The 9,972-nt window shown below is 50.5% G+C and carries 9 protein-coding genes; 1 reads left to right on the top strand and 8 read right to left on the bottom strand.

All coding sequences use genetic code 11. The features are described 5' to 3' along the window. Positions 1–35: 35 nt before the first annotated feature. The 6 genes from ACI4N7_RS06650 to recG form a co-directional block, all read right to left on the bottom strand. The gene (locus tag ACI4N7_RS06650; RefSeq protein ID WP_439732577.1) at positions 36–1,295 is read right to left on the bottom strand and encodes a glycosyltransferase family 2 protein; all 1,260 of its coding nucleotides are present in this window, start codon (positions 1,293–1,295) and stop codon (positions 36–38) included. Continuing rightward, on the bottom strand, positions 1,295–2,023 hold the full coding sequence (gene pssA, locus ACI4N7_RS06655; RefSeq protein ID WP_439732570.1) for a CDP-diacylglycerol--serine O-phosphatidyltransferase: 729 nt from the start codon (positions 2,021–2,023) through the stop codon (positions 1,295–1,297). The genes ACI4N7_RS06650 and pssA overlap by 1 nt, the downstream gene beginning before the upstream one ends. Continuing rightward, positions 2,024–2,671, bottom strand: a complete 648-nt coding sequence (locus tag ACI4N7_RS06660) for a phosphatidylserine decarboxylase (RefSeq protein ID WP_439732571.1) — start codon at positions 2,669–2,671, stop codon at positions 2,024–2,026. Continuing rightward, positions 2,671–3,420: a WecB/TagA/CpsF family glycosyltransferase gene (locus tag ACI4N7_RS06665; RefSeq protein ID WP_439732572.1), complete on the bottom strand. Its 750-nt coding sequence runs from the start codon at positions 3,418–3,420 to the stop codon at positions 2,671–2,673. Before ACI4N7_RS06665 ends, ACI4N7_RS06660 begins: the two co-directional genes overlap by 1 nt. Then, positions 3,417–4,874 carry an IMP dehydrogenase gene (guaB, locus tag ACI4N7_RS06670; RefSeq protein ID WP_439732573.1) on the bottom strand — a complete coding sequence of 486 codons (1,458 nt, stop codon included), beginning with the start codon at positions 4,872–4,874 and terminating at the stop codon, positions 3,417–3,419. The genes ACI4N7_RS06665 and guaB overlap by 4 nt, the downstream gene beginning before the upstream one ends. 161 nt (positions 4,875–5,035) lie before the next feature. Continuing rightward, positions 5,036–7,108 carry an ATP-dependent DNA helicase RecG gene (recG, locus tag ACI4N7_RS06675; RefSeq protein ID WP_439732574.1) on the bottom strand — a complete coding sequence of 691 codons (2,073 nt, stop codon included), beginning with the start codon at positions 7,106–7,108 and terminating at the stop codon, positions 5,036–5,038. Between the two features lie 195 nt (positions 7,109–7,303). Between recG and rpmB the strand changes: the two genes are divergently transcribed. Further along, entirely contained in the window at positions 7,304–7,495 is a 192-nt protein-coding gene (rpmB, locus tag ACI4N7_RS06680; protein ID WP_008858613.1) for a 50S ribosomal protein L28, read from the top strand. A 131-nt stretch (positions 7,496–7,626) separates the two neighbouring features. Here the strand turns inward: rpmB and ACI4N7_RS06685 are convergent, their stop codons facing one another. Next, positions 7,627–7,755 carry a hypothetical protein gene (locus ACI4N7_RS06685; RefSeq protein WP_439732575.1) on the bottom strand — a complete coding sequence of 43 codons (129 nt, stop codon included), beginning with the start codon at positions 7,753–7,755 and terminating at the stop codon, positions 7,627–7,629. A 7-nt stretch (positions 7,756–7,762) separates the two neighbouring features. Next, positions 7,763–9,211: a hypothetical protein gene (locus ACI4N7_RS06690; protein WP_439732576.1), complete on the bottom strand. Its 1,449-nt coding sequence runs from the start codon at positions 9,209–9,211 to the stop codon at positions 7,763–7,765. Positions 9,212–9,972 lie beyond the last annotated feature (761 nt).

Below are 9,972 nucleotides of genomic sequence, written 5' to 3' on the forward strand. Positions count from 1 at the left end.
TCAAAAAAGCTCCCCGAAGGGAGCTTTCCGCTTTCTCACGGATCGATTTCTTTTTTGCGGGTCAGCTTAGCCTGCTCGAAATGCATGCTTCTGGTATGAATGGTATGCACCCATCCCTTCTTATGACGGTCCTTCCAGCCCAGAATGGTGACAGGAATCCAGGAATACATGAATATCGGGTAAATCAGCCAGTACAGATAAATCTTGAGAGGCACTTCGATCTGCAGCAGCACGATGAGAGGCACCACGGACTGGATGAAGCCCAGAACCGCCCAGAACTGCCGGGGCACCAGCACATCATTGTACAGGATAACGGTAAAGCAGGGATAGAACATATTGATGTAGGTCATCACCAGATAGAAGGTGGAGAGCAGCAGGAAATAGTTCTGCAGCAGCTGCATAATACCGTCCAGAATGATAATGCTGTGTCTCTTGATGCCTTCCCTGAAAAGAATGGGGATATACCGTTCCGAGCAGTCAAACTGCCCCTGGGCCCACCGTTTTCTCTGCCGGCAGGATGCCATGAATCCCAGCGGTTTTTCATCATAGATAATGGCGTCATGCACCCAGCAGGTCCGGATGCCGTGGGACAGACATTTCATGGAAAATTCCATATCTTCCGTCAGGCAGTCGCATCCCCAGCCGTATTTCTTGACAATGTCCGCAGCAATACACATGCCGGTACCGCCCAGGCAGGAGGAAAGTCCCAGATTGTACTTGCCCAGATGCCAGAGGTGGTTGATTGTCCAGAAGGCGATGGCAAAGGTGCCGGATACCCAGGTATCGGTAGGATTCTTGGCAGAAAGATATCCCTGCATGACCTTCTGGCCCTTCAGCAGACGGTTGTTCATCACCGCCAGGAAATCCAGGTGCACCAGATTATCGGAGTCAAATACGCAGAATGCGTCATATCCCCTGTTCAAAGCAAAGATCTTGGGGAAGACCCAGTCCATGGCGTACCCTTTTCCTACCAGTTCCTTGTTGGTTCTTTCAAATACATAGGCGCCATGCTGGCGTGCCAGCTCCGCAGTGTGATCGGTACAGTTGTCTGCGATAACGTAGACGTCATACAATTCTTTCGGATACTTCAGAAGCTTCAGATTCTCCAGCAGGTCCGCCAGCACCATTTCCTCATTATGGGCAGGAATGACAATGGCAAATTTACTTTTGGGCGGTGCCAGATTCTTTTCTTTTCGATGCCACATGCCGCATACAGCAATGACTGTGTAGTAAATGGTAAAGAACGCCACAATCAGCTGTACAGGAATCATGATTATATCGAGTATGTGAGTCATCATTCGGTTCCTTCGCCATCTCCTCCGGCAGTTTTTCTCATTCTACGGGCTTTGCGCTTTGCTTTCCTCCGGTTGAGGAAGGTATTCATCATGCCGAACATAATATATCCTGCACAGAGAGCTGCTGCCCAGATGGGCCAGTAGAAGACGGTGCAGATAATGAAAAAGGCAAGGCAGATAAGCAGAGCCGGCAGGTGAAGCTGATCGGCGCTGGCGCCTTTATTATCAGGATAATGAATTTCACTGACCATAAGGAAAGCCAGGAGCAGTACGCAGAGCACAGCCAGCCAGTTCCAGATTTTTACGCCGGAAAGCACATAGGCTGCCACAATAACGCCGGTGGTCGGGCAGGGCAGGCCTTCAAAATAGCCATGCACGCTGGTTACCTTTACATTGAACCGGGCCAGGCGGAATGCACAGAATGTTCCCAGAAGAGCGCAGGGAATAAAGCCCAGCGGTCCCAGTTCATGAAGCTGGTAAGCATACATCAGGGCACCGGCTGCAATTCCAAAGGAAATATCATCGGAAAGGGAATCCAGTTCTACCCCCATGGGCCCTGCAGTATGCAGTGCCCGTGCCACTCTGCCGTCAAGTGCATCTGCCACCATGGCAATCAGAATGAATACTGCTGCCGTTTTGAAATTTCCCTGAATAGACATCATAATCGACAGCCCGCCAAACAGCGCATTTGTTGCGGTGACGGCATTTGCAATCCAAGATTTATTCACTTACTTCAGCCTCCCTACGACAGTCAGACCACCCTTGACTTTATCGCCTTTTTTTACGCAGATTTCACAATCACCGGGAATATAAAGCTCCGTACAGGATCCAAACTTGATCATCCCGTAAAGTTCCCCTTTTTTCAGCTTGTCTCCCAGGTTTTTCCAGGATACCACCCGCCTGGCAAGAATGCCGGCAATCAGAATAACCAGGATGGATCGGTTCTTTCCAGTAATGCCGATGGCTCCCCGTTCGTTTTCAAAGCCTACGCCCTCTTTATAGGCAGGAAGAAAACGGCCCTGGGTATAGGACTGGTACTTGATTTCCCCTTCCATGGGACTGCGATTGCAGTGCACATCGAAAATAGAGAGGAAAATCGTAATTTTATGGCATTTCTCGCCTAAAAAGGTATCCTCCTCCACGTCATGGGAAACATCCACCACCGTGCCGTCAGCAGGAGATACAAGAATATCTTCGCCTGGAACAATTTTCCCGTTCCTCGGCGGGCAGCGGAAGAAATAGGTAAAATACACACAGAGCACAAAAGGTATGACCGCCGCATAATACCACTTCAAATAGCACAGTACGGCTCCAATAAGAAAGGTCACCAGAATGAAAGGATAGCCTTCCTGCAGTATGATAGGTTTTTTCAGCATCACTTACTCCCGCGTTCTTTTTTCCATTTTTTGACAGCCCTCATAAACTTCGGAAGAGCCATCATTCTTCCGATACGGCTGGGCTGGAGATACAGGCGGTAAGCCCATTCCAGGCGGTGGGTCTGCATCCAGAGAGGGGCTCTTTTCAGATTGCCGCTCATCACGTCGAAGACACCGCCGATGCCCATGGATAAAACGCCCAGTTCCTCCTTATGGGCAGAAAGCCACTTTTCCTGTTTGGGTACACCCAGACCGGCAAATAGAATCCTGGCGCCGCTTTTCCGAATATCTTCGATAATCTTTTTTTCTTCTTCTTCATTGAAATAGCCGTCATGGCAGCCTACCAGAGAAAAAGAGCCATGCTCTTCCATAAACTTCTTTGCCGCTTTAGCTGCTACGCCCGGATTTCCTCCGAGAAAATACACCGGCCAGTTCATGGCGGCGGCTCTCTTTAAGAGTTCCACCGTCAGATCCGCCCCGGTTACCCGTTCCGGGAAGGGGGTTCCCAGTTTTTCACCGGCCCAAAGAACACCGGCTCCGTCCGGAACCACCAGATCCGCCTCATTCAATATGCGGGCCAGTTCTCTGTCCTCCTGGGCGATCATAATCATTTCCGCATTGGCCGTTGCAATCAGGGCGGGCTTTTCTTCCATAATCTGTTTTTCCGCCCAGGCAAGTGCTTCCTTCATGGTGACGGCATGGATGCGGATATCCATAACAATATGAGATGTCAACGTCGTATCTTTCATTTTGTACTGTAATTCGGAGCTTCCTTCGTAATGCTTACATCATGAGGATGGCTTTCACGAAGGCCTGCGCCGGTAATTTCGATAAACTGGGTTTCCTCATTCATGGCCCGGATGTCCGGTGTGCCGCAGTAGCCCATGGCTGCCCGAAGACCTCCGATGAGCTGGAAAAGCACATCGGAAACATGACCCTTGTAGGGGATCTGTCCTTCAATGCCTTCCGGCACCAGCTTCTTGGCATTCTGCTGGAAATAGCGGTCCTTGCTTCCTGCCTGCATGGCGCCCAGGGATCCCATGCCGCGGTATGCCTTATATTTCTTGCCCTGATAAATGATGGTTTCTCCCGGACTTTCATCCGTGCCTGCCAGAAGATTCCCCAGCATGACGGAGGAAGCGCCGGCTCCCAGAGCCTTGGCGATGTCGCCGGAATACTGAATCCCGCCGTCGGCAATAATCGGTACGCCGGTGCCTTCTGCCGCTCTGGCGCAGTCATACACCGCCGTAATCTGGGGAACACCGATACCTGCCACCACACGGGTAGTGCAGATGGATCCCGGGCCGATGCCTACCTTTACTGCATCCACGCCTGCATCAATCAGCGCCTTTGTGGCATCATAGGTGGCTACGTTGCCTGCAATCAGCTCCAGATGGGGGAAATCCCTGCGGAGACGGCGGATAGTCTCAAGCACGCCTTCACTGTGTCCATGAGCCGTATCAATAACCAGCACATCTGCCTTGGCAGCCAGAAGTGCTTCCACCCGTTCTTCCACATCCGGTGTCACACCGATAGCGGCTGCTGCCAGAAGACGGCCGTCTTCATCCTTCACCGCATTGGGATATTTCTTCATCTTTTCGATATCTCTGATAGTGATGAGCCCCTTCAGGTTTCCATCCTTATCCACCAGCGGCAGCTTTTCAATGCGATGAGCCTTCAGGATTTCCTTGGCTTCTTCAATAGTAGTATTTTCCGGTGCTGTCACCAGTCCGTCAGAGGTCATGATATCACTGATGGGACGGGACAGGTCAGTTTCAAAACGCATATCCCGGTTCGTAATAATGCCTACCAGTTTCCCTTCTTCCGTAATGGGTACGCCGGAAATATGGTACTTGTTCATCAGTTCATCTGCATCAGCCAGGGTATTGTCCGGAGAAAGGTAAATGGGATCGACAATGACACCATGTTCGGACCGTTTCACCAGCTTCACTTCTCTGGACTGTTCATCAATGCTCATATTCTTATGTATAACACCGATGCCGCCTTCACGAGCCATGGCAATCGCCATTTCCGCTTCCGTTACCGTATCCATGCCGGCACTCATAATCGGAATATTCAGTTTGATATTTTTTGTCAAGTGAGTGCTTACATCCACATCCCGGGGAAGTACCGTGGAGTGAGCCGGAATCAGGAGTACATCGTCAAAAGTAAGTCCCCTCTTGCCAAATTTATCTGCTCTCATCATAGCCTCCATTTCTTGAAACCAGGTTTCCATACGAATCGTTCAGGTATATGATTTTGAATCCATTAATTTAATTATTATAGCATAAATAGGAAAAGCAGGCAGAAAAGTTTCTTGTCTCCTGCTTTTCATGAGCAGAAATCCTGCAACTGCAGATAAAATCATTTCTTTCCGGTGATTTTTCCTGTCTGACCTTCCTCTTCATAAAGCCGTTTGAAGAAAGCACCGCCAAACCGGTGGGACAGTTCCTCCCGGAAATCCATGCCGCTGTCCACCGCCTGTGCCGCTTCCTTCCTGGCTTCTTCCAGCAGGGGAAGATCCCTTACAATGTCCGCCGCCTTCAGGTCAGGCATGCCATGCTGGTGATAGCCGAAAAATTCCCCGGAGCCCCGCAGCAGAAGATCTTTTTCGGAAAGGAGAAATCCATCCTGGATTTCACACATGATCTTCATCCGAAGCTGTGTCACTTCATTCCGGTTATCGGAATAGAGAATGCAGTAGGACTGGGCACTGCCACGGCCTACACGGCCCCGCAGCTGGTGCAGCTGGGACAGGCCGAACCGGTCGGCGCCGTAAACAAACATGATGGTGGCATTGGGTACATTGACCCCCACTTCAATCACCGAGGTTGCCACCAGCAGATTCAGCCTTCCCGCATGAAAATCTTCCATTACCCTGTCCTTGTCGCTGTTTTTCATGCGTCCATGTACAAGTCCTACATGGAACCGGGGAAAGATCTGCTGCTTCAGCTGCTCATACACCGCCACTGCCGACGCCAGATCCTGCTTTTCACTTTTTTCTACCAGAGGACATACCACATAAACCTGATGTCCGGCCTCCATTTCCCGGCCCATGAAGCGGAATACCCGCTCCAGCAGTGCACTTCCGACAGCATAGGTTTTCACCGGATGCCGTCCCGGCGGCATGCCGCGGATAGAGGACACATCCAGGTCCCCATAAATTGAAAGAGCCATGGTCCGGGGAATAGGCGTAGCCGTCATCACAAGGATATGAGGATACCCGCCTTTGGTTTCCAGCGCCTTTCTCTGCTTCACGCCAAAGCGGTGCTGTTCATCGGTGATAACCAGTCCCAGATGGGCAAAAACCACATCCTCCTCAATCAGGGCGTGGGTGCCGATAAGCACATCAATGGTCCCATCCTTCAGGCCCTTCAGGATTTCCGCCCGCTCCTTTGCCTTCGTCTGTCCCGACAGATAAGCTACATGAATGGGAAGGCCCCTGTAAAACTCCTGGAAAGTCCTGTAATGCTGTCCTGCCAGCACTTCCGTAGGCGCCATAAGGGCTCCCTGGTATCCATTTTCCACGATCTTTGCCAAAGCCAGTGCCGCTACCGCCGTTTTTCCGCTTCCCACGTCCCCCTGGACCAGACGCTGCATAGGAACCAGCCCTTCCATGTCATCCTCTATGTCTCTGAAGGCCTGCTCCTGTCCCTGTGTCAGATGGAAAGGCAGCTGCTCTCTGACGGCTGCCACCAGTTTTCCTGAAGGAGCACATTTAATACTCATCACATGCTTCTGCCGTTTCCTGCGAAGAAGAAGGATGCCTGCCTGCATGAAGAAAAGTTCCTCAAAGGCAGTACGCCGCCGGGCTTCCTTCTGCTCCTCCCAGTTCTTCGGATTGTGCATGGCTCTCGCTGCCTCCAGCCTGCCCATGAGATGCTCCTGCTGCAGCACGAAAGCGGGAAGATTTTCCCCCATATCCTCTACATGATCCAGGGCAAAAGAAATCATATTCCTCATCTGTCCGATGCGTATGCCTTCGGTCAGCGGATACACAGGAACCAGTTTCGTAAACGAGCGGAGCTCCTCAGGAGAAACGATTTCAATTTCCGCATTGGAAATCTGCAGCTTCCCGTAGGTATATTCTATTCTCCCATAGGCCAGCACATGAAGGCCTCTTTGAAACTGTTCCTCCTTCCAGGGCTGGTTAAAGTATACCAGAGTCACTGCACCGGTGCCGTCGGTGAGAAGCACATTCAATATGGTCATACCCCGGCGGGGTGTCATTTTTCGAAGGTCCGCCACCTTTCCATAGATCACGGCCTCTTCATCGGGACGAAGCTCCTCCATATCTGTGATTTTCGTCCAGTCCTGGTACCGGCGCGGGTAGAAGGAAATCAGGTCTTCCACCGTAGCGATTCCCAGCCGGGACAGTTTTTCTTTCATTTTAGGGCCTACGCCTTTGACATATTGTACGGAATCTGATAAATTCATGAAATAACCTTTCTATGATGCAGCAGGCCCCTGGAATATACCTATCTTATCCCGGTTTATTTTCTCCGGCCCGCCATGCAGTTCTTTACTTTTATTATATTCCTGAAAATTGATTACGTAAAAGACTTGCTTAAAAAAAGCAATTGTGATATATTATGAATGTTGCAATTGCGGAAGTGCAAGGAGGTGTAGCACATGGCTAACTATTGTGAAGTTTGCGGCAAGAAAACCGCTACGGGATTCAATGTATCCCATTCCCATCTGAAAACAAAGAGAACCTGGAAACCGAATATCCAGAGAGTTCGCGTACTGGTAGACGGACAGGTCAAGAGAATGAATGTCTGCACTCGTTGCCTTCGTTCTCATAAAGTAAACAGAGATATCTGATTTATTTGCATTTTCAGCCGGCAGAAGCCGGCTTTTTTGCATGGAAATTGTATAAATCTACACATATATAATAGGATAAAGAAAAAGGAGCGGTGAAATCATAGATCCTGTGATTTCACCGCTCCTTTCCATTATCTGCCTTTCACCCAGGGATGGTTGGACCGCCGGTGGCGTATCCGTCTTCTTCCCCAGGGCGATACCACTCTTCTTGTCACGGGCCCCACCTTTTCCTTATGAAGATCAGACAGGTCCCCTTTCAATTCCTGGTCATTCGCTTTTAGTTTTTTCTTCAGGGGAAGCAGCAGTTTCTTCAGTTTTTCCAGCACCTTCAACGCTTTTTCCATCCCTTTCTGCCGCTTCGGCCTGTTTCTGCCGGGCCCTTTCCTCGATTTTTGCCCGGTACTCTTCTGCAGTGCTCTTCATGTCTGCTTTTGCCTGGCTGGCAGCTTCCACAGCAGCATCCCGATAGCGGCCTGCTGATTCCACCACTTTGTCGGAAATCTCCTGGGCTCTGGCCTGGGCCGTTTCCGCCTGTTCCTGTGCCTGGATTTTCAGCTTGTTTGCCTGGATCTTGGCCTCCTGCATCTGCACCCGGGCCTGGGCCTTCAGCTTGTCCGACTTCAGCTTCATCTGCTGGGACTGAATTTCCGACTGGCGCTTCATTTCCTCCGTCTTCTTCTGGAGTTCACTCATCTGCTCCCGAGCCTGGGCCTTCATTTCATCTGCCCGGCGGGCTGCATCCTTCCTGAACTCTCTGGACTTGATGCGGGCAATGGCCTGCAGATCCCGGGCCGTCTTTTCTGCTGTTTCCTGGGCCACTTCAGAAGCACCCAGGGCCGTGTATTTTGCCTTTTCAATCTGTTCGTCAGTAACGCCGGCTTTCTTCAGCGCATCCACCAGCTTATTTCCCAGAATCCCTGCAGACTCCGTAAGCTGACGGGCCAGCTTGTCCACTGCTTCATGGGCCTTTTCCGGATACACATCATTCCAGTTCTTTTTCAGTTCCGCCGTGAAATCCTTCTTCTCATCGCCCAGAGGCTCGTCCTTCTTCGGATTCTCCTCCAGCTCCTTCACATCCTTTTCCCCTTCCGCTTTTTCTTCTTCAAAAACAGCGCGGTAGGGTTTCGTATCATCGGGCATGCCGTCCTTGATCCAGCGCTGGGCTGCCTTCCCGATACCATAGGTAACGGATACGCCGATAGGAATCTGCATAATGGAAATCGGAATCAGCGTAGCCAGTGTGGAGCCCACCACCGTGGCGCCCAGAGAGCCGATAAAGGACAATACGGCCTTCTGGTTCAGTTCCACACCGTATACCGTGCCGATTTTGGAAATCATGTACACTTCATTGGCCACCAGAGCTGCGGTACCCAGAAGAGGAGCCGCCACAATGACCCCGGCCCGGCCGGCGGCCCAGCGGATCAGCCCCTCGGCCTCTTTATCCCGGTCATCAATGATGTTGATTTCCATATCCGGCTCCGGAGAATCTACATGAACCTCCTCCGCCTCTTCAGATGGAGCTGCCGGTACAGAAGCCTCTGCTTTTTCCGCAGGAAGGCCTGCCGGTTCCTTTTCCGCCGGAAGCCCGGCTGCTTCCTTCTCCACCGGCGGTTTGGCCGTTTCCTTTTCCATCGGCGGCTTGGCCGTTTCTTTCACTTCAGGAGCTGCTTCGGGACGAACTGCCGGTGTTTTTTCCATATCTTTTTCTTCGCTCATAGAAACCTCCCTGCCCGGATGTCCGGGCCAGTCAACGACAGTCTGCATGTCAGGAAGCAGCTGATTGAACCGCAGAATCAAATTTCATAGGCATGTTTATCCAATGCTGCGTCATAAGCCTCCTGGAACAGCTCAGGAGAGAACTCACGCAATCATAACCGGACAAACCGGTGCTTTCCTCCTGAATCACTGATTCCATGCAGTACTTTTCAGACCATTCATGTATATATTATACCTAAAATATATCAAATGTACCAATAGGATTTATCTTTTCACAAAGCCCGGAAAAACCTGATGCAATGGCGGGTGGATTCCATTCCGGTATCAGTATCTCATCAGCCGTCGTCAGGAAGAATGAAACTGTCCCGGACGCAGAGGGAATACTGTAGATGGCCGCCCTCTATATTCTTCACATCTTTCGCTTAAAGTGCCGGTGTGGAGAATATACTTTTACGCATCGATCCTACTCCCTGAAACGGCATAGCAGTATAAAAATGATCCTATAACTGCACTCTGAAAATACGATTGTCCTTTCTATATTATTATATGGGTTAAAATCTGAAGAAATCCCGATATTCCAGTCATTTAACAAGGCAGCGGGCTGAATCGTGCGGATTTCTTTCCTGCTTATTACTTTAATACATGAACAGCGTTCTAATTGCAAAATAAATAACACTGGTTTTATTTTTCCCTGTTCCAATTTTTAATTTTATCCTATATAATAAATTTAGATGAGAGTTCGGATGAGGTCCGGGGAGTGG

The organism is Dialister sp., assembly GCF_051885895.1.
Taxonomy (GTDB): domain Bacteria; phylum Bacillota; class Negativicutes; order Veillonellales; family Dialisteraceae; genus Dialister.

Excerpts from the sequence above, each read along its gene's own strand:
- ACI4N7_RS06650 (WP_439732577.1), bottom strand. The coding sequence starts at position 1,295 with ATGACTCACATACTCGATATAATCATGATTCCTGTACAGCTGATTGTG.
- ACI4N7_RS06660 (WP_439732571.1), bottom strand. The coding sequence starts at position 2,671 with ATGCTGAAAAAACCTATCATACTGCAGGAAGGCTATCCTTTCATTCTG.
- ACI4N7_RS06665 (WP_439732572.1), bottom strand. The coding sequence starts at position 3,420 with ATGAAAGATACGACGTTGACATCTCATATTGTTATGGATATCCGCATC.
- guaB (WP_439732573.1), bottom strand. The coding sequence starts at position 4,874 with ATGAGAGCAGATAAATTTGGCAAGAGGGGACTTACTTTTGACGATGTA.
- recG (WP_439732574.1), bottom strand. The coding sequence starts at position 7,108 with ATGAATTTATCAGATTCCGTACAATATGTCAAAGGCGTAGGCCCTAAA.
- rpmB (WP_008858613.1), top strand. The coding sequence starts at position 7,304 with ATGGCTAACTATTGTGAAGTTTGCGGCAAGAAAACCGCTACGGGATTC.
- ACI4N7_RS06690 (WP_439732576.1), bottom strand. The coding sequence starts at position 9,211 with ATGAGCGAAGAAAAAGATATGGAAAAAACACCGGCAGTTCGTCCCGAA.